General features: G+C 34.8%; 18 protein-coding genes. 3 read left to right on the forward strand and 15 right to left on the reverse strand.

Annotated elements, in window-relative coordinates:
* Positions 1 to 354: 354 nt before the first annotated feature.
* The 4 genes from CN925_RS08065 to CN925_RS08080 all read right to left on the reverse strand — a co-directional run bounded on the left by CN925_RS08065 (position 355) and on the right by CN925_RS08080 (position 8,262).
* The gene (locus CN925_RS08065; RefSeq protein WP_098845743.1) at positions 355 to 1,230 is read right to left on the reverse strand and encodes an NAD-dependent epimerase/dehydratase family protein; all 876 of its coding nucleotides are present in this window, start codon (positions 1,228 to 1,230) and stop codon (positions 355 to 357) included.
* 160 nt (positions 1,231 to 1,390) lie between these two features.
* Positions 1,391 to 6,553: a S8 family serine peptidase gene (locus tag CN925_RS08070; RefSeq protein WP_180232895.1), complete on the reverse strand. Its 5,163-nt coding sequence runs from the start codon at positions 6,551 to 6,553 to the stop codon at positions 1,391 to 1,393.
* Positions 6,554 to 6,913: 360 nt separating this feature from the next.
* A complete protein-coding gene (locus tag CN925_RS08075) occupies positions 6,914 to 7,675 on the reverse strand; it encodes a metallophosphoesterase (protein ID WP_098845745.1) in 762 nt (253 codons plus the stop codon).
* Between the two features lie 47 nt (positions 7,676 to 7,722).
* On the reverse strand, positions 7,723 to 8,262 hold the full coding sequence (locus CN925_RS08080) for a maltose acetyltransferase domain-containing protein (protein WP_098845783.1): 540 nt from the start codon (positions 8,260 to 8,262) through the stop codon (positions 7,723 to 7,725).
* Positions 8,263 to 8,388: 126 nt separating this feature from the next.
* Here CN925_RS08080 and CN925_RS08085 point away from each other — a divergent pair, with 126 nt between their 5' ends.
* Positions 8,389 to 9,012 carry a LysE family translocator gene (locus CN925_RS08085; protein ID WP_098845746.1) on the forward strand — a complete coding sequence of 208 codons (624 nt, stop codon included), beginning with the start codon at positions 8,389 to 8,391 and terminating at the stop codon, positions 9,010 to 9,012.
* 110 nt (positions 9,013 to 9,122) lie between these two features.
* On the opposite strand, the gene CN925_RS08090 is transcribed toward CN925_RS08085, so the two are convergent.
* The 6 genes from CN925_RS08090 to CN925_RS08115 all read right to left on the reverse strand — a co-directional run bounded on the left by CN925_RS08090 (position 9,123) and on the right by CN925_RS08115 (position 15,500).
* A complete protein-coding gene (locus CN925_RS08090; protein ID WP_098845747.1) occupies positions 9,123 to 10,130 on the reverse strand; it encodes a PTS sugar transporter subunit IIC in 1,008 nt (335 codons plus the stop codon).
* 116 nt (positions 10,131 to 10,246) lie between these two features.
* A complete protein-coding gene (gene argH, locus CN925_RS08095; RefSeq protein WP_098845748.1) occupies positions 10,247 to 11,638 on the reverse strand; it encodes an argininosuccinate lyase in 1,392 nt (463 codons plus the stop codon).
* 27 nt (positions 11,639 to 11,665) lie between these two features.
* A complete protein-coding gene (locus CN925_RS08100; protein WP_098845749.1) occupies positions 11,666 to 12,880 on the reverse strand; it encodes an argininosuccinate synthase in 1,215 nt (404 codons plus the stop codon).
* Between the two features lie 48 nt (positions 12,881 to 12,928).
* Positions 12,929 to 13,966: an ornithine carbamoyltransferase gene (gene argF, locus CN925_RS08105; RefSeq protein ID WP_098845750.1), complete on the reverse strand. Its 1,038-nt coding sequence runs from the start codon at positions 13,964 to 13,966 to the stop codon at positions 12,929 to 12,931.
* 254 nt (positions 13,967 to 14,220) lie between these two features.
* Positions 14,221 to 14,664 (reverse strand): Dps family protein, encoded by a 444-nt coding sequence (locus CN925_RS08110; protein WP_098845751.1) that lies wholly within the window; start codon positions 14,662 to 14,664, stop codon positions 14,221 to 14,223.
* 62 nt (positions 14,665 to 14,726) lie between these two features.
* A complete protein-coding gene (locus tag CN925_RS08115; RefSeq protein ID WP_098845752.1) occupies positions 14,727 to 15,500 on the reverse strand; it encodes a nucleotidyltransferase domain-containing protein in 774 nt (257 codons plus the stop codon).
* Positions 15,501 to 15,570: 70 nt separating this feature from the next.
* Here CN925_RS08115 and CN925_RS08120 point away from each other — a divergent pair, with 70 nt between their 5' ends.
* Positions 15,571 to 15,855 carry a YciI family protein gene (locus CN925_RS08120; RefSeq protein WP_098845753.1) on the forward strand — a complete coding sequence of 95 codons (285 nt, stop codon included), beginning with the start codon at positions 15,571 to 15,573 and terminating at the stop codon, positions 15,853 to 15,855.
* Positions 15,856 to 15,917: 62 nt separating this feature from the next.
* Here CN925_RS08120 and CN925_RS08125 read toward each other — a convergent pair whose 3' ends face one another.
* The 4 genes from CN925_RS08125 to CN925_RS08140 form a co-directional block, all read right to left on the reverse strand.
* Positions 15,918 to 16,865, reverse strand: coding sequence for an aminoglycoside phosphotransferase family protein (locus CN925_RS08125; protein WP_098845754.1), 948 nt, complete (start codon positions 16,863 to 16,865; stop codon positions 15,918 to 15,920).
* Between the two features lie 45 nt (positions 16,866 to 16,910).
* The gene (locus CN925_RS08130; protein WP_353616066.1) at positions 16,911 to 18,173 is read right to left on the reverse strand and encodes an MFS transporter; all 1,263 of its coding nucleotides are present in this window, start codon (positions 18,171 to 18,173) and stop codon (positions 16,911 to 16,913) included.
* Positions 18,174 to 18,192: 19 nt separating this feature from the next.
* Positions 18,193 to 18,861, reverse strand: a complete 669-nt coding sequence (locus CN925_RS08135) for an HAD family hydrolase (RefSeq protein ID WP_098845755.1) — start codon at positions 18,859 to 18,861, stop codon at positions 18,193 to 18,195.
* 72 nt (positions 18,862 to 18,933) lie between these two features.
* Positions 18,934 to 19,479, reverse strand: a complete 546-nt coding sequence (locus CN925_RS08140) for a GNAT family N-acetyltransferase (protein WP_180232896.1) — start codon at positions 19,477 to 19,479, stop codon at positions 18,934 to 18,936.
* 313 nt (positions 19,480 to 19,792) lie between these two features.
* Between CN925_RS08140 and CN925_RS08145 the strand changes: the two genes are divergently transcribed.
* On the forward strand, positions 19,793 to 20,404 hold the full coding sequence (locus CN925_RS08145; RefSeq protein ID WP_098845757.1) for a DedA family protein: 612 nt from the start codon (positions 19,793 to 19,795) through the stop codon (positions 20,402 to 20,404).
* 45 nt (positions 20,405 to 20,449) lie between these two features.
* Here CN925_RS08145 and CN925_RS08150 read toward each other — a convergent pair whose 3' ends face one another.
* Complete coding sequence (locus tag CN925_RS08150) at positions 20,450 to 22,504, reverse strand: heavy metal translocating P-type ATPase (RefSeq protein ID WP_483295177.1); 2,055 nt, start codon at positions 22,502 to 22,504, stop codon at positions 20,450 to 20,452.
* Between the last annotated feature and the right edge of the window lie 64 nt (positions 22,505 to 22,568).

Raw genomic sequence — 22,568 nt, forward strand, 5'->3', positions numbered from 1 at the left:
ATCTTTACGTATTGGCACTTATTGATAACGCTTTCAAATACTTTTTTTCGATTTGAATTCCACTATTTACTGTTTTTAGCTCCTTTCAACGGATTGTCCTTCTGCTAATTAAACTAGCAAATAGTGTGCCAAGTTATTATAGAACGTGCATAGACTGTTGGATAAATTTTTAAGACTGTGCCCTCACACTGTATATTTATTTTATAATTCTAATAATATTAAGTTAATTTATAATTTTCAATTATTTTTTAACGAGGTTTTTCCGAAATTTCGGAATTTCTCTTCAACAAAATTCCGAAAACCTGGAAATTCCAGAAATTCGGAATTTTATTTTTTGAACATTTTATGAACTTTTTATAATGAAGAATAATGATGAATTAATTTTTTCATCCAATCATGTACTTCTAAAAATTGGAACCCTTCTATTTTAGCTTTCTCATTACTCAATGATTGATCGCTATAAGCATCAAATGGTGATTGATGTTCGACTGCTCCATGAGAGTTAATCATAGCCTTTTTTCCAGTTTCCTTTTCACAAATGTTTATTATTTCCTGAAAAGTGATCTCACCATTAGAGCACGCATTAAAAGGACCACTTTTAATCGATTCATTTTCACCTAACCAAAGTAAAAACTCCGCGGTTTCATCAGAATCGATAAAGGTCATCTCTTTGTTTAAATCAGATATAATGATTTCTTCATTTTTTGAAATTTTATCAACATGGAAGAATAATCTCTTCGTATAATCATCCGGTCCTAATACGATTGGAAATCTTGCCGCAAACACTGGAAAGTCTGCTTCTTGATACAAAACAGCCTCACAAAGACGCTTCCCTTCCGCATAAGAATATTTATGATCATTGTTATACTTAATAGGATAATGGTAAGGATCAAAGTCAGTTTCTACATGATTTAATCCCGTATCATAAACCGCTAAAGATGAAGTGAAAATATATCTTCCAACATGATTCGTTATTAGTTTAATAATTTCCTTCGCTTCATTTGGAGTATAACAAATATTATCATAGACAATGTCCCAATTATGTTTACTTAACTTTTCCATTGTCTCAGGGTTTCGACGGTCGATTACAAAACGACTAACCCGATCTCCGAAGTGATCTTCTGTTAATCCTCTTGTTGCAATTGATACATCATAGCCTCTATCGATTAGTTTATGAACAAGTCGTTTTCCAAAAAATCTTGTTCCACCTAATACTAAAACCTTTTTCATTTTTTAACCTCCAAACAAAAAAATACCCATATTACTAATTCGCCATAAAACTACAAATCACCTTTTTTATATAGGAAACTTCTAAGTTCGTATTCTAGATTACTGGTTATGCCCTTAATTAAAAAGAGAGCCAAAAGTCAGTGGCTCTCCATTTTTATTACTATTTGTTTACAATAACAGTTTCAGTTGCAACACTCACATTTCCTGCAGCATCCTTGGCAGTTACAGAAATGACCTTTCCAATGTATTCTCCATATGATTTATGAGGTATGTCTAAACTGAAATTCCCATTTTTGTCTGCTTGTACTTCTGTCACTACATCGTTGAATTTAATAGCAACTGTTGCATTTGCTTCGGTTTTTCCAGTGATCGTTTGATCTTTTTTTGTTACTTTATTAACGATTGGTGCGTCTGGTGCAGTACGATCTAATACAACAATCGAAGCTGGTTCACTTTGATTTTCAGACGCATCAGTAGCACTAACTGTTAATACACTGTCTGCAACTTGGGGTTTAATTTGAATACTATAGTTACCATTTGCATCAGTTTTTCCTGAACCTATTACAGTACTATTATTTTTTACAACAATATTAACGTTAGAATTTGCTTTACCTGTAATCTTTGTATCATTATCATCTATTACGTCAATTGTTGGTGTTAACAGTAATGTCTTCATCTCAATTACGTTTGAATTTCCACCGTTAAGTGTACCGTTTAAACCGCCATTAACAACTAATCTAAAACGATAGAAAGTACTATCACTTAAACCTGTAACTTTCGCACTAGTTGAGCTAACTGTGATTGGTGTATCAAGGTTTGCATCTGTCCAAGTAGTTGGCCACGTGATACCATCATTGCTTGATTGCTGCTGAATTTTCAATCCTCCCCATACTCCAGCTGGATCTACAGCTAACCAATTCAGTGTAACTGAGTTTGCATGTTTCGAATCAACTTTAAACGTATTTACATTACTATAAACTTTCGCCTTATTAAAGATATCTGTTGCATACACATCTTTACCATCAACTTTTGTGACTACTTTTGGTGTAATGGTAGCATCTGGGTTTGTTTTGCCGAAATTAGTTGCCACAAACTGCATATCCTTACTATCAACAATACCGTCTTTATTTAAATCTTCTACTGGATAGTTTACACTATTTTGTTGACCCATTTTATCAGATACTTGCTTTGCATCAAGAACGTCAATTACACCGTCGCCTGTTACATCTCCAGCTGAACCGTATGGTTGAGTTCCTGCGATGAATCTGCGCTCTGCAATATCCTCACCCCATGGTGATTTATTACCAAGTGTAACAGTTTGTATACTCTTTAAGTGTCCTGGTCCTTCCACAATGAAATTGATTGGATCTTTTGAAAGTGGAATGCCTTTGATATTGATGTAGCCTTTACTATCAATTGTACCTGGTATTTTCGTTCCGTCCTTTAGTTGTGCGTACCCTTTAGCACCAATACTATCCATTTGCAGTGAATAATTATTTTTTAACCCTTCTAATTTCACGTACGATTGTACTAGTGAATGCTTCGGAACGATTTGGAATTTATTTAATCGGCCAAAAGCTGGAATCTTTTTCTCTTCATCACTACCGTACTGTGTCATATTAAACGTTGTTGTGTCATCATCTTGTGTCAATTTCGCTGCCATAATATCCCACATGTCATCTGTCACTTTAAATGTCACATCTAAGAATGGACTATCACCATTGAATCCTTTAAAGTCTGCTCCACCAGTTAAATGAGCCCCAATCTTTAAGTCTTTCGCGTTTTCTGGGTAATCAATACTTGGTGTTGCTACTGGTGTATCCACATTTACTTTGACACCATTTTGGTCTGCCCACTTTTGGAATGCTGGGTTGACCGTTACACCTTGTAGGTCGAAGTTACCATGGTAATACATCCCAGTATATGTTCCTGACATCATGTCTTTCACATTGTTTAGGTTTAACGTCATCGTGATCGTATCGTTTAATGAAACTTTTTCTTTGTTATATGAAGGTACCATATACGATGACCCTTTTTTAATAAACGCGTACTCATGGAAATCATTGATAAGCTCCACGTTACGTGCTGTATCACTTGGCATTAAGGTAATCGTTGTTGGACCATTTTCGATATCTGATTTTTCAACACCGAATTTTGTATCACCGTTCGCATCAACTGGGAAATCTCCTTCTGGGTACCAAATGCTATTGTGATAGTACCAAAGCGTATTATCTGATTGCGTCATGCCAAGGGGAGCCAATTTTGCTGTCCCTTCATCCGATAAATTAGCGTGAACCCAGAATGCGTTGTACGTGTTGCCGTCTTGTTTTTCATCGGTAAAATCTTTGTCTTCTAACTCGTACACACCTGGTGCATGGTCTTTATACGTTAAAGTCGGTAACGTGTTGTCCACCACAAACAATTGTGATTGTTCATACGTTTTTGCTTTCATGTCAGTCGTATCAGTTGTTCGAATTTTCAACGTATATTGGCCTTCTGTTAGTGTTGCCTTCGTGAACATATTTGTTTTTTCGTCTTTTGGATCCCCAATAAAAGGATAGTACGTACTCGGATCAAAGCTCACAGTCAAATCGGTATCAGTCGGAACTGTGCTCACAGGTAATGGAGAATCAGTTGCTGCACCAATTGGATTGCCGTCTTTGTCATAAATCACAATCCAGAAATACTTCATTGGACTGTTGAAACGGAACCTTAGATAACGCCCTGGATTTCCGTTGAAGTCCGAAAAAATTAACGGTTTTCGAGTCGGAGCAGCTGGAACATCCATTTGTAAATTCCCAACTCCTTTTTCTACCATACGAACTGCCAGTGGCATACGATACGTTTCACTTGGATCATCATGGTTCACGATATTCACATATCCTTCGTAACGACCATATGCAGCCGTGTCTGGTACGTTGATCGTCGCTGTGAAATTCGTTGTTTCGCCAGCTTTTACCGTTACAGATGATAAACTTGCGGAGAACGTCACGCCATTTTTACTTGCATCATTCACCGCTGCACTTGGTTTGATGAACTCAGATGAGATATCAAACGTTTTGTCTTTGTTGCCGCGATTTGTTACTTTTACCGTACGATTGCTCGTGTTGGTAGCGCCGTCTTTTTTGTACACAGCACCAAATGTTAACGAACCTTTTTCGTAATCTAGTGTCACGCTACTACCTGAAGCATTAATCTGTTCAGTTTTATCTTGTGCTTTAAACGAAACATCGTTTTTCACAGCTTTTGCAACGTCAACAAGACCTGCTCCTTGCTCATACACAGAGTAGTTACCGTTTAATTTGCCTGCACTATTAGTAATCGCTGCTTTTACATCAGCTGGTGTATAATTCGGGTGCGCTTGAAGAATCAGCGCTGCAACCCCAGTGATATGTGGTGATGCCATCGATGTACCTGAAATACGTGCATACGCGTTACTGTAATCGACTTTTCCTGGTGAATGTACAAAGTATGGGTACGTAGAGTACACAGACACCCCTGGTGCCACGATATCTGGTTTGATATCATAAGTAGCCGCAACCGGTCCCCTTGAGCTAAAGCTTGCTAAGTGATTTCCTTCTGAAACTGTTGAACCCGTACTCGTAAACGTAATAGAGTGACTTCCTGTTGCACGTAAGCGTTCACCGTCTGCTTTTGTCATACGGAACGTTGGAATAAAGCCCACATCACTTGCTAGGTAATTATCGATATCACCGTCAATATTGTTCGTCATGACCGCTGCCACCGCACCAGCTTTTGCTGCGTTTGTAATCTTTTCCGCTAATCCGTTTGTCCCACGTGCAATCAGTGCCACTTTACCTGTTAAATCAATCGGATTACCACTTGAATCTTTGAAATCCGCTGCTTGCGCTAAGCCTACGTCAACAAAATCATATGTTTTGCCTGCTAAATCAGCAACATGGTCGTTATATCCTTTTCCAAGTAACTTAAAGTTCGTAAATGTTTCGTTTCCTACTTTTGCTGATGCCGTTGGAATACTCATCGCGAAGTCACTTGCCCCAACCGTTATCGCAAACGCTGATGCACCTGGTGTTCCAAGTGTGCCTTCATTTGGACCTGAATTACCAGCTGAAATGACGCACGTTACACCTGCAAGCGTTGCATTGTTGATCGCAATCGCTTCTGCTGATAAAGGATCGTTACTTGCTGCGCCAAGTGATAAATTTATGACTTTCATGCCATCAGCCACCGCTTTGTCAATCCCACCTATAATTGCATCCGAGTATCCTGAACCATAAGGTCCTAGTACGCGGTAATCATATAAATTCACACCAGGTGCAACCCCTTGAGCCGGGAATTCCACGTTCGCTTTACTTTGTGCCGCGATTGTTCCAGAAACATGTGTTCCGTGGTAAGTGATATAATGCTCATACGTTCCATCTGGTTTACCAGCTTTTTCCCAATCGGAAATCGTTGTTTCCATCGGATCAGCATCGTTATCTACAAAGTCCCATCCTTTGACACTCGTTGGGTCCACTTTGCTTGCATCTTCTCCTTGTGTTGCACGGTAGCCTTTATAGACTGTTGTTAAATCCGGGTGGTTGTAATCAACCCCTGTATCAATAACCCCAACGTTCACGCCTTGACCTGTGATACCATCTGTTCGTAACCCGTCGATCCCTGGTAAAGGAATGTAGTTCTCTGGGTAATCATTAGCCGTTGCTTCATTCGCTGAAATCTTCGCTTCAGCTGGATCGATTTTGACGATATCATCATGTAACACACGGTTTACGACACCCGAGTCAAGTAGTTTTTCGACAATGTTACCTGGTAACGTCATCGCCACACCGTTTAACGCATGTGTGTATTCGCGCGTAATTGTAATAGTTGCGTCTGATGAAGCTTTTTCGTCTGAAGGAGTCACGCTTAACGCTGATACACCATTTGGTTTCGCACCAGTTTTTAACCCGTTTACAAACGTTTTAAACTCTTCATGAGATTCCTTCACGGCGCTCTTTTCAGCGATTAGTGTTGTTTTTTCGCCTTCCACTGATTTTTGTAGCACACTGATTTTTGCTGGTGCTTGTTTAAATTCAACAATGACACGAACCGGCTTACTTGTTGTTGTGTCAATTTTTGGCGAAATCTTTACATCACTTTCTTTAGACACTTTCTTTAACGCCTCGATTTGCTCAGCTGTTAAGTCTGGTGTACTTGTGTTTTGTACCAGTGAACCTATTACCGTGTTTTTTGTGCTCGCATTTGGTGTAGCTGCTAGTACGTTAAAAGGAATCATCGAGCTCACGACCAGAGCACTGATCGTTGTTTTAGCTAAACTCGCTTTAAAGCTTTTTTTACTCACACTTTTTTCCCCCATTTTTATAATTTTTTGACAATTTTCTTTCTTTTTTTATTTTAACGTTAGTAAATGACATCGTAAATTGGGGGAATTTCACCAAATTAATTAAAAAAAAATCAGATAATAGGTCATATTTATAGCACTTTTTACTTTGAAGCTTTATAAAACTTTATTTTCAGACAATTTTAATTTGGGGGAATTTTTAATTTTTTATATAAAAATTAGAGAATGACATACTCGTTGATTAATTGTTATAATCTTCTAATTTAACTAAATTTTCATATATATTTACCAAATAAAAACATTAAAAACCTTTTTGTAATAAAAAAAAGAGATACGAATGCATCTCCTTTTTTAATGAACTTATATACTCTTAATCTCAATAAAATGTGTTTCCGGCCTAGCACTCAATCTAAGCGGTAAAGACGTCGTACCATATCCATTACTGATTAATTGAGTAATCCCCTCATATACATGCGTTTTCCCTTTCTCATAAGGACCATATCCGAAAATCCTAATCTGTCCACCATGCGTATGACCGCTTAAAACAAGAGATACCCCATGTTCCATCTCTAATAACTTCAAAATCCTCGGATTATGACTAACTAACAACTTAAATGCATTCTGTTTTACATCTTGAAAGGCAAGGTCAAGGTCTACCTCTCCAGTTTTCAAATCATCTACTCCAATTAATGCCCATTCTTTTTGTAAATGATTAACCATTACAGATGAGTTTTTCAATACAACTACATTCCATTTAGTAAAAATAGCCTCAATATCCTTCTTTTCAATTTCATTATCATTATTTCCCCACACAAAGTAGACCGGGCCAAGAGAACTTAGCTTACGAATATTTTGTTCGATTCTTTCAAGAGGCACTCCCTTTTCTAATAAATCACCGCCAATGATGACAAGATCAACTTGATTAGTCATTCTACTTATAATAGAAGAATGTATTTTTCTTCTATGAATATCTGAAATAAAAAATAGTCTAATTGGCTTTTCAAGTGGCGTATTTGAAAAAGAAAATTCATGTTTTCTTACTATATTTAAATGAGCCTCTCTAAACATATAAACCAACAATAGTAAACCTAGTAATATAAAAATGAAAAAAATAGTAACCATATTGCCCTCCCATTTCCAGCTTTGGAATGCAATGCTGCTTAGCTTTTCTATAAAAGAATGTCCTTAATAATTCTCGCAGGATTACCTCCAACGACTACATTGTCAGGAACATCTTTTGTTACAACAGCACCAGAAGCGATCACAACATTATGTCCAATCTTTACTCCTGGATTTATAATCGCTCTTCCACCAATCCAGACATTATCTCCAATTGTAACTGGTTTACCGAATTCAGCTCCACTTGCCCTCTCAATTGGATCAAGTGGATGTGTAGCGGTATAAATATGTACACCGGGCGCCATAAAACAATTTACCCCAATATAAACCGGACAAACATCCAAGATGACACAATCAAAATTAGCATAAAAATTTTCACCAACATGAATATTGTATCCATAATCACAACGAAATGTCGGTTCTATATACAAAACTTCACCCGTCGAACCAAATAATTGTTTTAATAGACTTACTCTTTTACTATTTTCAGTTTCAAGCGTTAAATTAAATTCACGCGTCAAACGTCGAGCATTCATTCTCTCCTCAACTAATTGATCATCCCCTGCCAAATACATCTCACCATTTATCATTTTTTCCTTCTCGCTCACATTAGCTCTCCTTTAAAAATTCATTTACCTAATCTTTTCCGGCTTTTCCTGCCTTTTTCATGTTAAAGTATTTAAAAAACAAACAAAAAATTGATAGGAGGTATTTCATTGGATTTAACGATTTACTTGTCGTTTATAGGTGTATCTTTATTACTAATAATAGCACCTGGACCTGATAATATTTTTGTTATGGCACAAAGTATTTCATATGGTAAAAAAGAAGGCATTGCAACCGCATGTGGCCTTTGTTCAGGTGTTACAATTCATACTCTTGCTGCTTCAATTGGATTATCTGCCATCCTATATAAATCAGATGTTGCTTTTTCAATTTTAAAATACTTAGGTGCTTTTTATTTATTATACTTAGCTTACCAAGCATTTCGTTCGAGTAATGAAGTAGGTTCATTCACAAGGCCTAAAAAACAAACTTTACCCGCTTTATATCGTCGCGGATTTTTAATGAATGTATTAAATCCAAAGGTGTCTTTATTCTTCCTAGCATTTTTACCTCAATTTATAGACAAAGGCGGTATAGCAGTTCCCATACAAATGATTGTTTTAGGTTTAACTTTTATGGTATTAACGCTCATTGTATTTTCAATTATAGCGATTTTTGCAGGCAGCTTGGGTGAAAAATTGTTACAAAATAAGAAATCTTCTAAAATTATCAATCTAGCACAAGGGGTAATTTTTACAGGTATTGGATTAAAATTATTTTTTATGGATCGATAAAGTTTTTTTAGTGGTCTTGAACAGAAAAATGAGTACTGTGACTAGTACTCATTTTAGAATTTTTTTATTTGTACCCCATCAAACTCCTGTTTCTTCAGCACCCAATGTTTTTATAAGATTTTCAACTCTCCTGATTTAATCATACCCGCTTGTTTTAAGAATATGTACACGATATATGAAACGATTCCAGGTACTAATACATATGTAACAATCATCGGTATAATAACTGCACTTTTGTATGTAGCTAATAAATTCATTGGTGCAACTAATGCGCATAACCCTAAGCCTGCAATTTCTTTTGGTGCTTGAATATGAAATAAGAAAGCTGATACCGGCCCTGCCACGGCACTTGCAACTATGGTTGGTATTAGTATTCTAATATTCCTAGTTACATTTGGTAGCTGTAGTTTTGGTGTGATAATTAATAAACCAAGGATACTTCCTGGATCATTCTCGCGTGCAGAGATTACAGCTAATCCAACAAATTGCGCTGCACATCCCGCTAATGCAGCTCCTCCCGCTATTCCATCTAAATTCAAAGCAATTGCTAAGGCAGCAGAAGAAGCTGGAGAAACAATTAAAATTCCCCAAACGACTGCTAATACAATAGAAGCAATAATAGGCGAACCTTCCGTCGAGCCTTTAATAAAATTCCCAACCGCTATTAAGATTGGAGAAATCCATTTTGATAAATACAATCCAACTAAACCTGAAATTAAAATGGCACATAAAGGCACAAGCATTAAATCTAGTTTCGTTTTACCTTGAACAGCTTTTCCAATCAGGATGGCAACCAGTGCTGCTAATAATGCTCCTACTGGTTCCCCCATTTTAATGGTCATTACCGTATCTACCATCAATAATGCACCAGAACCGATTATTGCAGCGGACATTGCAGAAAAAATGATTAACGTACTTGAACCTAATAATACAGCTATCCCTGCGCCAATTGCTGGTGTCATTAATAATTTAGTTGAAAATCCGATCGTTATTAAAGATTCAAAATGAAATATTTTCCCAATACTCTCAAGTAAAGAACCGATACCGATCATGACGAAAACAGCATGTGCTATACCTTCTGATGCTCTAAATACTTTGCTTTTTTCTTGCGTGCTCATATCATACCTACCTTTTTTTAGTAACTACTTCTAGTATTTGCATAATGAATAGAAAATTATTAATAAATAGAAGCACAAAAAAACGTCCAAAGAATTGGACGTTTTCAACTAGAAAATTATACCATATTTATTGAAAAGCTTAAACACTCTTCTGCTTTTGTAATTTGTTTCCAAACCTCATTTGTGGAAGTTCCACCTTCACTAATTCTTGCTTCCATAACTGTTTTTGGATTTAATGTATGATAAATATCTTCTTCAAACACATCATTAATTCCCTTAAATTCTTCTAGGCTTAATTCCCCAAGAAATTTATGATTCTCTATAGCATATAGAACCGTTTTTCCAACGATTTCATGTGCTTGTCGGAATGGGATATTTTTTCGAACTAAGTAATCTGCAAGGTCAGTAGCGTTTGAATAATCATTTTTAACAGCTTCATACATACGTTTTTCGTTTACTTTCATTGTATCGATTATTCCTGAAAGTAACTGTAGTGCACCTACAACAGTATAAACAGTATCAAACATACCTTCTTTATCTTCTTGCATGTCCTTGTTATACGCTAAAGGTAGCCCTTTTAAAACTGTTAATAACCCGATTAAGCTGCCATAAACTCTCCCTGTTTTACCTCGAAGTAGTTCTGGAACATCTGGATTTTTTTTCTGTGGCATAATACTAGAGCCGGTACAAAAAGCATCGTCTAATTCAATAAACTGAAATTCTTGACTAGACCAAATGACAAATTCCTCGGATAGTCTAGAAATATGTGTCATCAGTAATGACGAATCAGCAAGGAACTCTACGATAAAATCACGATCGCTTACTGCATCTAAACTATTATGATAAATATCGCTAAAACCAAGTAATTCAGCGGTACGGTAACGGTTAATTGGAAAGGTAGTACCAGCTAATGCACCTGCACCTAATGGTGAAATATCCACTCGTTTTAAACTATCTTTGAATCGGCTTTTGTCACGCTCAAGCATCCAAAAATACGCAAGTAAATGATGTGCAAAAGAAACAGGCTGCGCTCTTTGTAAATGCGTGTACCCTGGCATAATTGTATCAACATGCTTTTTTGCTTGCGTAACGATTTTATTTTGAACTTCTTCAATTAAATCAATAATGGATGACGTATTATTTTTTAAGAAAAGGTGCATATCCGTTGCTACTTGATCATTTCGACTTCGCCCTGTATGTAGCTTTCCTCCTACAGGACCGATTTCTTCAATTAACAAGCTTTCGATATTCATATGAATATCTTCATTTTCAACACTAAATTGAACCTCATTTTTCTCGACTTTTTTTAATATTTTATTTAAACCTTCTATTATTAGTTCAGCTTCATTGATTGCAATTATGCCACATTCTCCAAGCATCGTTGCATGTGCAATACTACCAGCTATATCTTCCTTAGCCATTATTTGATCAAATTCAATAGATGCTGTAAATTCTTCCACTAATTGGTTAGTCTCCTTCGTAAAACGTCCGCCCCAAAGTTTTGACATAGTTGCCTCCTTAATCCACCTTATATTTTATTTACTTAAAACTTCATTTTTCTGTGTAACTTCGCTATATACCTTTGTTGGTAATCCCCATAGTTTAATAAAACCTACAGCTGCATTATGATCAAATAAATCACCTTTTGAATAAGTTGCAAGCTCTTCATTATATAGACTAGTTTCAGATTTTCTACCTACTACTGTATGAGTGCCTTTGAATAATTTCACACGAACAATCCCACTTACTGTTTCTTGTGTTGTATTTACAAATGCATCTAAAGCACTCATTAAAGGTGAATACCACAATCCATCGTAAAGCATTTTTGAAAATTGTTGTTCAATACTTACTTTAAAATTTGTCACCTCACGAGGTAATGTAAGGAACTCTAATTCTTTATGCGCATTAATTAAGATTAACGCTGCCGGATTTTCATATACTTCACGTGATTTGATACCTACTAATCTATTTTCAATATGATCAATTCTTCCAACTCCGTGCTTTCCACCAAGAACATTTAATTGTTCAATTAGTTGAACTAGATCAATAGGCTGACCGCTTAAGCTAATCGGTACACCTTTTGAAAATTCTATTTCAATATACTCAGGAACATCTGGAGTATTTTCAATTGCATTCGTCCAATCAAAAGCTTCTTCAGGTGCTTCATTCCAAGGATTCTCTAATACACCTGCTTCACAAGCTCTTCCCCAAATATTTGCATCAATTGAAAACGGATTATCTAGATCGACCGGAATTGGAACTCCATTATCATTTGCGTACTGTATTTCCTCATCACGAGTCATGCCCCATTCACGAACAGGCGCAACTACTTTAAGATTTGGATTCAAGGCCATGACTGAAACTTCAAAACGAACTTGATCATTTCCTTTTCCAGTACAACCATGTGCAACTGCAACCGCACCTTCTTGTTTTGCTACATCGACTAATAATTTTGCGATTAAAGGTCTTGATAAAGCAGATGATAGTGGGTACTTTCCTTCATATAGTGCATTTGCTTTTAGTGCTGGAACAATATATTCATTTGCAAATAAGTCCTTTACATTAATCATATATGACTTAATTGCTCCTAAATTTAACGCCTTTTGACGAACAGCTTCAACATCTTTTCCTTCACCTAGATCAAGACAAAGTGCAATCACATCGTAGTTATATTTCTCCTGTAACCATTTAATACAAACGGATGTATCTAAACCACCTGAATATGCTAAAACAATTTTCTCATTTCCCATGTCATTACCCCCGATTAAATTATTAAAAAAAATAGTAGATTTTTAGAATTATAAATTACCCATTAATGCAACTAGAATCGCTTTTTGAGCATGAAGTCGATTTTCTGCTTCATCAAATACTACCGAATGCTTACCATCAATAACTGAAGCCGTTACTTCTTCCCCTCTATGTGCAGGTAAACAGTGCAAGAATAAATAATCTTCTTTTGCATTTTCTAATAAGTGATCATTTACTTGATACGGGCTGAAATCTTTTAAACGAATTTCAGTTTCTTTCTCTTGCCCCATACTGGTCCAAACATCCGTTATTACAACATCAGCTCTACTTACACCATCTACAGGATTATTCACTACCTCAATAACACTACCAGTTGTTTTTGCAACATGCTTCATCGATTGAAGTACAACTTTATTTGGCTCATACCCAACGGGACATGCAATCGTTAAATAAACGCCTAGTTTAGCTGCACCTTCAATTAAAGAATGACAGATGTTATTATTTCCATCTCCTACATAAGCAATCTTTAAACCTTTTAATCTACCTTTATGTTCAAGGATTGTTAAGAAATCAGCCATGATTTGTGCAGGATGGTGCAGATCTGTTAGCCCATTAATAACTGGAATTGACGAGTGTTCAGCAAACTCGGTCACCATCTCATGAGTATTTGCTCGAATCATCACCCCATCTACATAACGAGAAAATACTTTCGATGTATCATGAACAGTTTCACCTCTACCAAGCTGTAAATCTTTACTGCTCATAAAGATTGCATGACCACCTAATTGCATCATCGCAATTTCAAATGATAGTCTCGTTCTCGTAGAATTCTTTTCAAAAATCATCCCTAATACTTTGTCTTTTAAATAAGGATGTGCCTCATTCGCTTTTTGCATATTTTTCATCTCTAATGATTTTTCAAGTAAAAATAATAATTCACTTGATGAAAATTCACTTATAGAAAGAAAATTTTTCCCTTTAAAATCTGACCATTTTACAGAGCTAAAATTTCCTTTTGTAACATTCCCTTTTGTCTTTTGAATATAACCATTTTTCTTTACATGGTTTTCTTTCAATACTTTACTCATAAATCCATCCCCTTTTTTTAGAAGCATCAGATTCTTATATAATGAATGATTATACACATATATAAATAATTATACAATTGGTTTTTTAGTTTTTTTCGTTAGATTTTTATAAAAAATTTTAACGGGTTATCAAAACCCTTACAAACACTTGATTCACGCTAGAAAACAAGACAAAAAAATAAAGTACAATAAAAAACAGGTGAACTAACCAATCCTATCCAATGATTGGTTAATACACCTGTATTAATATTTATTCATTTACCAAGAAATGACTTTAACATCCAAAGCATCTTTTCGATTTCAGCAATTTTACCTAGAAATAAGTCAGCTGTTTCTTGGTCATCACTTTCTTCTGCTACCGAGATTACATCACGCGATTCTTGTACAATTTTTTCATAATCTTTAATCAGATCAGATACCATTTCTTCTGCAGAAAACGTATGATTACCTTCTTTGATCGTAGCCGTTTCTAAGTATTCACGAATTGTTGCAATTGGTTTTGCACCAATTGTTAAAATACGTTCTCCTAATTCGTCTACCATTACTTTTGCATCATCATAATACAATTCAAATTTTTCATGTAAAGTAAAGAAATTAGGTCCTTTTACATACCAGTGATAATTATGTAATTTTACATACAACACATTCCAATTTGCCAGTTGTTGATTTAATAGACTTTCTAAATTTGCCAACTTCATTCACACTCCAATTTCTTTGTTAACATACAAAGAAATTTTTCCCAAAAAGTGTGTGGTCTATTCTATTTTTCCCATGATTGTTCAATAGTAGTTCGAAAAAGTTCGCTTAAGTACTCAATATTCACCTTGTTTGATTCTTTAATCCCCTTCACATACTCTTCGAAAATCTGAATATTATTTTCAATAAATTGATTTAATGCTTTTTTTCTAGGCTCTAAATCTAATTCTTCACCTTGTTTTTTTCGGATTAATAACTTCTCTACTTCTTCTAAAAAATCTTGTTCTAACCCTTCCATCTTTAAGAGTTCATCAAACAAAACCGGTGGGATTTCATTATATTTTTGGATCCACATACAAGCTAAAATTGGCCTTAATACATAAAAATACTTTTTAATCTTAACTTCTTCCCCTTGTAAATAATCACGGTAATTCCCTTTGGCCATATGGAGATAATGGTAAATACACGCCTTTTTAGAAAGAATTTCATTACCGATTTTTCTTAAAACGACTGAAATCGTTAAATCATCATAATAAACAATTGGAGATCTTAACCATTCTAATAAGGCCGGGTTTGATTTTGCAAAAAGATTAAGAGCCTTTTTTAAGTCCCACCCACTTAAGTCGAGTAAATCATTGATTGGATATTCAATTACATCACGTTTTTGGTCAATGCTTAAATACCAATCTTTGCGATGAACATAGACAAAACGCACATCATAATCGCTGTCTTTAGATGGAAATCCCCATGCTCTACTACCGGACTCAACTGCAAATAGTATTTTTACGTCATGTTCATTTTCGATTTGCTTTAGTTTTTCTTTAATGACGTCTTGCATAATAATCCCCCTTACAATTAGTGATCACGTGCTATAGTATAATTATATTATTCGATAGGATGTGGCTTAATTGGAAAACTTTATTTATGTTTTAAAACCAGTTCGATCAACCTTTTTACATGATTCAACACAAGAAGAAAGAAATATTGTATCGGAGCATTTTCATTATTTACAGAACTTAAATAAAGAAAAGAAAGTATCTTTAGCAGGAAGAACCGAACAAGCTGAATTTGGTATTGTCATCTTAAAAACAGAGAGCTTACAACATGCAAAGGAAATCATGGAAAATGATCCAGCTGTTAAAAAGAATGTCATGACGGCTGAATTATATCCATTTTTAATTGCACTAGATTGAATACAAAAAGTGCATCGAAATTAACTGATTCAATCCATTCTCGATGCACTTTTTATTATTATTTACTTGAAATTAAAAAATATCTTTTCTAATTCCTTTAACGAAGTAGCTTTCTTAGCTACTTCAGACTTTTCTTGATAGAAACGAATATTACTAAAACGATGTAGTAATAAATAGGCCATTAATTCTTTTTGTAAGTCCTGATTTAATTCGTTATTCGTATAGCCATAGCTCTCTAGAAAAATTTTATTTAGTCCTTCAATTGGATAAAACATAAACGCTATTGGCCCAAGTAAATCATATTTTGCGTTTCCTACAAAGCAATCAGCAAAATCAATTAAACCAGTAAACCTCCACATGCCATCAACTTTATTCATGATTAAATTAAATGGTGTATATTCTCCTGTTAATAACACGATTTGTTCTTTTCGTTGCAATATTTCATCATCTACATAGCTTGTTAATTGGGTAAATATTTCATCATTCATTCCGTTGTTTTTATGATGATTTTCTACTTGCATGAATTGATTCGTAATAAATTGATTCCATTGATCATAATCAGTTTGTTTCGTTGAGATCGTTGCGTCATGGATTTCTCTTATTAATTTTCCTAAATCAAACGCAATTTGCTTTTTTTCCTCAAAAGACAGCTCATCAAATAGATCAATTAAAAGAGTCCCCTTTAGTTCACTCATTATTAAATAGCTCCAGCCTTCAAATTGACCAGTTGAAATTAATTTAGGGACATCAACGGAATAAGTTCTGCCATTTAAAAACTCAAGAACTTGCTTCTCCTTTATAAACTCTTCATTCACATAAGAAGGATATAATTTAATGACAATTTCACCATCTATACTAAAAACAATATTTCCACCGTACGAAAATCGAGTAAGCTTCTCATAATCGATCTTTTCTAACTCACAAATTTTACGAATCTTACCTTCCCAAAAACAGTTTTTCTCGCGCATTATTTTATATTTTTCTTTTGTTATTTTATAAAGATAAGTCATCCATTCTACCTCAATTATTACATTTTTTTTGTATTATTTTTCCTTCTACGCAGAAAGATTTTGATTTAATACCACTCTTCTTTTAATATTTAGTACAAATAAAGTTGCGACTATACAAAAGATACCTGCTGCAATAAATATTGATTGGTAGGCATTTAACAAAGAATAAACTAAACCGCCACCATATGCTGCTGCGCCAGCACCTAATTGATGGGCAGTATAAATCCATCCATAAATTACGCCTACCTTCTCTTTTCCAAAATGATCTGTTGCTAGTTTAATAGTTGGAGGAACTGTAGCAATCCAATCCATTCCATAGAAAATGGCAAAAGCACTTAAATAAATTAGTGAATTAGTCGATAGAGCAAAAGGAAGAATAAGTAATGATAAACCTCTTAAACCATAATACCAAAATAATAACCAACGATTATCAAAGCGATCGGAAATATATCCGGATAAAGTCGTTCCAATCATATTAAATATTCCCATGAACGCTAAAATACTAGCAGCCGTCACCTCTTTATATCCATAATCGATACAAAGTGAAATAAAATGGGTACCGATTAAACCACTAGTTGAAAACCCGCAAACGAAGAAACTCCCAGCTAATAACCAAAAAACTTTCGATTTAGCACCTAATTTTAACCCATCAAAAGCCGCCTTCACTGGATTAACATTATTCGCGTGCTTCTTATTACTTTTTTCTGCTCCTAATGGTAAAACGCCAACGTCTGCTGGATCATTTTTCATGAAAATCCATAGTAATACATAAATGAAAACACCAAAAGAAAATATAGTTAAAACGGCATTTCTCCATGAATAATGATCAACGATATATGCCATAAGTGGCAAGAAAACAAGTTGACCTGCTGCTGAACTAGAAGTTAAAAGGCCTAGTGCTAAACCACGCTTTTTTTCAAACCATGTTGTTGCTACGTACGCATTTAACACCGTCAAAAATGCCCCCGCACTAAATCCAATAATAATTCCCCAAATGATAAATAAATGCCAAATTTGCGACATGATTGTTGTTAGTAAGATAGCTGTTAATAAGGTTCCCATACCTACTAGCAATACTTTTCGAACACTAAACTTTTGATATAGACCTGCAATAAATGGACCAGAGAATCCAACAAGCGTTATACAAATCGCAAACGCACCAGAGATTGATGCCCTACTCCAACCGAATTCCTTTTCAAAAGGAATCATCATCACTCCAGACATCGTATTTGTTACAGCAGCAATTATGACGGATAAGAACGTAACAATTAAAATAATCCAAGCATAGTGCATTTTTCCACTTTTCAATCAATCTCCTCCTTCATTATTAGACCATTATTATTCTCTCATTTATTAACATCTTTTTAAGCTGATCTACACTATTTACAATTGCATTCACTCCTGCATCAGTTAATTCCAATTCACTTCCATAACCGTAAGTTACTCCAATCGAGTCAATTTTAGCGGCCTTTGCACCAATTACATCATGAAATCGATCCCCAACCATTACCGAATCTTCCTTAGAAAGATCCTTATTCAGTTCAAAAATATACTCGATGATCTCGCCTTTATTAATTCTTGTACCGTTTAGTTCACTTCCAACAATTTGAATAAAAAACTCATCCAGTTGGAAGTGACTCAATATTTCCATTGCGAATTTCGTTGGTTTAGAAGTTGCTACATATAATCTTTTTTTCCCTTTTTGTAAATCGATTAGAAGTTCACGTATCCCAACATATACATTATTTTCAATCATACCACCCTGCGAAAAGTATTCGCGATAAAAACGAACTGCGTTTAATACTTCTTTTTCATTAAGTTGGCAAATTTCAGAAAATGATTGCTGAATCGGTGGCCCAATAAATTTTAAAAGCTCTGCTTCTAATGGAATAGCTAGATTCATTTTCTGTAATGCATACTTCACCGAATTCAATATCCCTACTTTTGGGTCTGTCAATGTACCATCTAAATCGAACAAAATTGTATGATAAGTCATTATTTTACCCCTCCATCATTCTGACTCCACAAAAAAGCGTTAGCATTTTTTTGCTAACGCAAATTGATTCATTTACTTTTTCCATTCTTTTTTCAACATACTATAAACAGCTATATCATAAAATTTTTCCCTAATTTGCTGTGCCTCTCTTTGGACACCTTCTTGTTTAAAATGTAAACGTTCTGGAATTGCCCTACTCTTCTGATTTTCAACAGCTGCTCTAATCACAATTCGATTAAGATTAAGTTCATCATAACAATATGATACTAACCCTTCTACGGCACGCGTCATTATTCCTTTACCTTGCTGGTGTTCACTCAACCAATAGCCTATTTCAGTTGTTTGATTCGACCAGTCTATATAATGTAATCCTAACATACCTACAAGTTCATTTTTATAAAAAATGCCCGTTTCAAAACCATTATTATCTGCAAATTTTTGTAACCACATAGGTATAATTGATTTTTGATAATCCTCAATCAATGGAATATTTTCAGCCCAAACCAACCATTCTTTTAATGAGTTTTGATTTTCCTTCAGCACCTCTACTAATGCTTGGGCATAGTTCGGTGTTAATAAATTGATTGATAAATCCTCACTTAATTGAACCTTAAACATAGCCATCCTCCTTTTTTTACATAGACATTAATCATAAATAGCTAATTACATTTCTTCAGATTTAGGAGAAGTATTGTAACCAGTACTAATTTCTGCTTTTATATTAATCTACTTTATTTCTCTATCGACTGTACTAAATCCTCTGACTTTCTAAAAAAAATTTCCTCCTACAATGTTGATCCATTGTTTATTAGTTGTTTTTTATGGGAAGAAGTTTTCCAATTACTTGCCTAATTCACTAGTTACATAGTATATTTTTTCACAAGGAAACGTAAAAACTTCTTAAAATAAAAAACAAACTTGAGGTAATTTCATGCAAAACTGGATTATTGAAACAATGGATACATATGGTTATTTAGGTATCTTTTTATTAATTGCATTAGAAAACATATTTCCTCCAATTCCTTCCGAAGTAATTTTGACGTTTGGTGGGTTCATGACGACAGAAACTTCACTATCTAAAATGGGCGTTATTTTCTTTTCAACTTCAGGATCAGTAATTGGGGCAATCATACTTTTTTGGATAGGTACTTTACTAGATATTAAAACGTTAGAAAAAATCGTAGACCGCTGGGGGCATTTTTTACGGTTAACTAAAAAGGATGTCCATAAAGCGGACGAATGGTTTTCAAAATACGGTGTTTGGACAGTCTTTTTCTGTAGACTAATTCCGTTAATACGTAGTTTAATTTCTATACCAGCTGGAATGGCCCGAATGAATTTTTGGATCTTTTTGTTATTTACAACTTTAGGCTCATTAATATGGAATACAATTTTAGTTTTAATAGGTGCATCAGTCGGTTCATCATGGGAAACGATCGTTGAGTATATGGATGTGTATTCAAGTATTATTTATGGAATTTTAGCGATTGGATTGATCGTTTTTATTTTCCTTTTTATCAAAAAAAGAAAACGCTCTGCTTAAACAAAAAAAACTCAGACTAATTACGTTTAGTCTGAGTTTTTAGCTTTATTTCAGTCTTAGTACCCTCATCGAATTCAATACTGCTAATACAGTAACACCAACATCTGAAATTACTGCTTCCCACATTGTAGCGATTCCGATTACACCTAGTAATAGGAAAAATCCTTTCACCGCTAAAGCAAAAAAGATGTTTTGCCATACAATTTGTCTTGTACGTTTAGCGATTTTAATTGCATCAACAATTTTTGAAGGTTCATCCGACATTAATACAACATCAGCAGCTTCGATCGCTGCATCGGAACCAATTCCTCCCATTGCAATCCCTATATCAGCTCGTGCTAAAACTGGTGCATCATTCATACCGTCCCCAACAAATGCAATTTTTTCCTTCGATGATTTTATTTTTTCGATCAATTCAAGCTTTTCTACTTTCTGATGTGGAAGAAGCTCTGAATAAATATTATCTATTCCTAATTCTTTACCAATCGATTTCGCAACTAAGTTCGAATCACCGGTTAACATAATCGTCTTTTTAATTCCAACTTTTTTAAGCTCAAGTATAGCTTTTTTTGCATCATCTTTTAGTTGATCTGCAATGACAATTGATCCGATAAATTGCTTATTTTTTGCTAAATAAACCGTTGTGCCCACTTCTTTCGTTGGTTCATATAAAATAGACTGACTTTCCATTAATCTTGAATTGCCTACTAACAGTACTTCTCCATTAATCGTAACACTAATACCATGCCCTGCGATTTCCGTATAGTTAGATAGTTTTGCTTCGACAATTTCTTTACCATACTTTTGACGAATTGATAATGCGATTGGGTGGTTAGAATAAAACTCTCCGTACGCAGCTAATTCTAGTAGCTCCTCTTTCGAATGACCATTTGTAGGTATAATTGAGCTAACTTGGAATTGCCCTTTCGTCAACGTTCCAGTTTTATCAAACACAATATATTTCAAATCATTTAATGCTTCTAAATAGTTACTTCCTTTTACTAATACTCCCGATTTTGATGCTGCTCCGATTCCTCCAAAAAATCCTAAAGGAATTGAAACAACTAGAGCACATGGACAAGAAATAACTAGGAAAATTAATGCTCGATATACCCAATCATATAATGTCTCACCTGGAATAATCATTGGTGGGATGATCGCAATAATCGCTGCTGTAATGACAACAATAGGTGTATAAACCTTTGCAAACTTTGTGATAAAATTTTCAGTAGGTGCCTTTTTATTTGTTGCATTTTGAACAAGCTCTAATATTTTTGAGACTGTCGATTCGTTAAATTCTTTTGTGACTTCAATTTCGAGTAAACCTTGAACATTAATAAATCCACTTAATACTTCGTCACCTTCAACGATTTCTCTTGGTAATGACTCACCCGTTAATGCAGACGTATCAACACTTGAAAATCCACTTTTTACAATCCCATCCAACGGAACCCTTTCCCCAGGTTTCACGATAATTAGATCACCAATTTGAATCTTTTCAGGAGATACTTGCTTTATTTTGTCACCCTTTTTTAAATTAGCAAAATCAGGTCGTATATCCATTAATTTCGAAATCGAATTCCGTGATCGATTTACTGCAATACTTTGGAACAATTCACCTAGCTGATAAAAAAGCATGACTGCAACAGCTTCGGGGTACTCTCCAATAATAAACGCACCTATTGTAGCTACTCCCATTAGAAAATTCTCATCAAATACTTGCCCTCTAAAAATATTTCGAATCGCTTTTATAACAACATCAGCACCAGCTATTAAATAGGCAGCTATAAAAATAAGCAATTGATAGAACGGCGGTACATTAAGAAATTGAGCTAAAATTAATAAAGCAGTACCGATCCCTAATTTGACAATAAGTTTCTTCGTTTCATTACTCATACCCTGTTTCTCTTGTTCATGTTTTGTATCCATTTTTGAAACAGGTTTAATATGCGGTTCTAATACACGAATTTTATCTTTAGCGTTCTCGATAACTGATTCTTTTTGTTCCTCACTCGTCGTAATTGTCATTGTTAAAGTTGCAAAATTTACTGAACATGCATCAACGCCTTCAAGTGTGGAAACTCCTTTTTCAATCTTCATTGCACAATTAGCACAATCAAGACCTTCTAATTTTAATTCACTATTTACTTGCCTCTGCCCCCTA

The sequence above is a fragment of the Bacillus sp. AFS055030 genome, assembly GCF_002574545.1.
Classification (GTDB): Bacteria; Bacillota; Bacilli; order Bacillales; family Bacillaceae_G; genus Gottfriedia.

Bases quoted from the DNA above. Each gene is read 5' to 3' on its own strand.
- CN925_RS08065 (WP_098845743.1), bottom strand. From the start codon at position 1,230: ATGAAAAAGGTTTTAGTATTAGGTGGAACAAGATTTTTTGGAAAACGA.
- CN925_RS08075 (WP_098845745.1), bottom strand. From the start codon at position 7,675: ATGGTTACTATTTTTTTCATTTTTATATTACTAGGTTTACTATTGTTG.
- CN925_RS08110 (WP_098845751.1), bottom strand. From the start codon at position 14,664: ATGAAGTTGGCAAATTTAGAAAGTCTATTAAATCAACAACTGGCAAAT.
- CN925_RS08080 (WP_098845783.1), bottom strand. From the start codon at position 8,262: ATGATAAATGGTGAGATGTATTTGGCAGGGGATGATCAATTAGTTGAG.
- CN925_RS08145 (WP_098845757.1), top strand. From the start codon at position 19,793: ATGCAAAACTGGATTATTGAAACAATGGATACATATGGTTATTTAGGT.
- CN925_RS08140 (WP_180232896.1), bottom strand. From the start codon at position 19,479: ATGTTTAAGGTTCAATTAAGTGAGGATTTATCAATCAATTTATTAACA.
- CN925_RS08090 (WP_098845747.1), bottom strand. From the start codon at position 10,130: ATGAGCACGCAAGAAAAAAGCAAAGTATTTAGAGCATCAGAAGGTATA.
- CN925_RS08100 (WP_098845749.1), bottom strand. From the start codon at position 12,880: ATGGGAAATGAGAAAATTGTTTTAGCATATTCAGGTGGTTTAGATACA.
- argF (WP_098845750.1), bottom strand. From the start codon at position 13,966: ATGAGTAAAGTATTGAAAGAAAACCATGTAAAGAAAAATGGTTATATT.
- CN925_RS08125 (WP_098845754.1), bottom strand. From the start codon at position 16,865: ATGACTTATCTTTATAAAATAACAAAAGAAAAATATAAAATAATGCGC.
- CN925_RS08115 (WP_098845752.1), bottom strand. From the start codon at position 15,500: ATGCAAGACGTCATTAAAGAAAAACTAAAGCAAATCGAAAATGAACAT.
- argH (WP_098845748.1), bottom strand. From the start codon at position 11,638: ATGTCAAAACTTTGGGGCGGACGTTTTACGAAGGAGACTAACCAATTA.
- CN925_RS08150 (WP_483295177.1), bottom strand. From the start codon at position 22,504: ATGAAGATTGAAAAAGGAGTTTCCACACTTGAAGGCGTTGATGCATGT.
- CN925_RS08135 (WP_098845755.1), bottom strand. From the start codon at position 18,861: ATGACTTATCATACAATTTTGTTCGATTTAGATGGTACATTGACAGAC.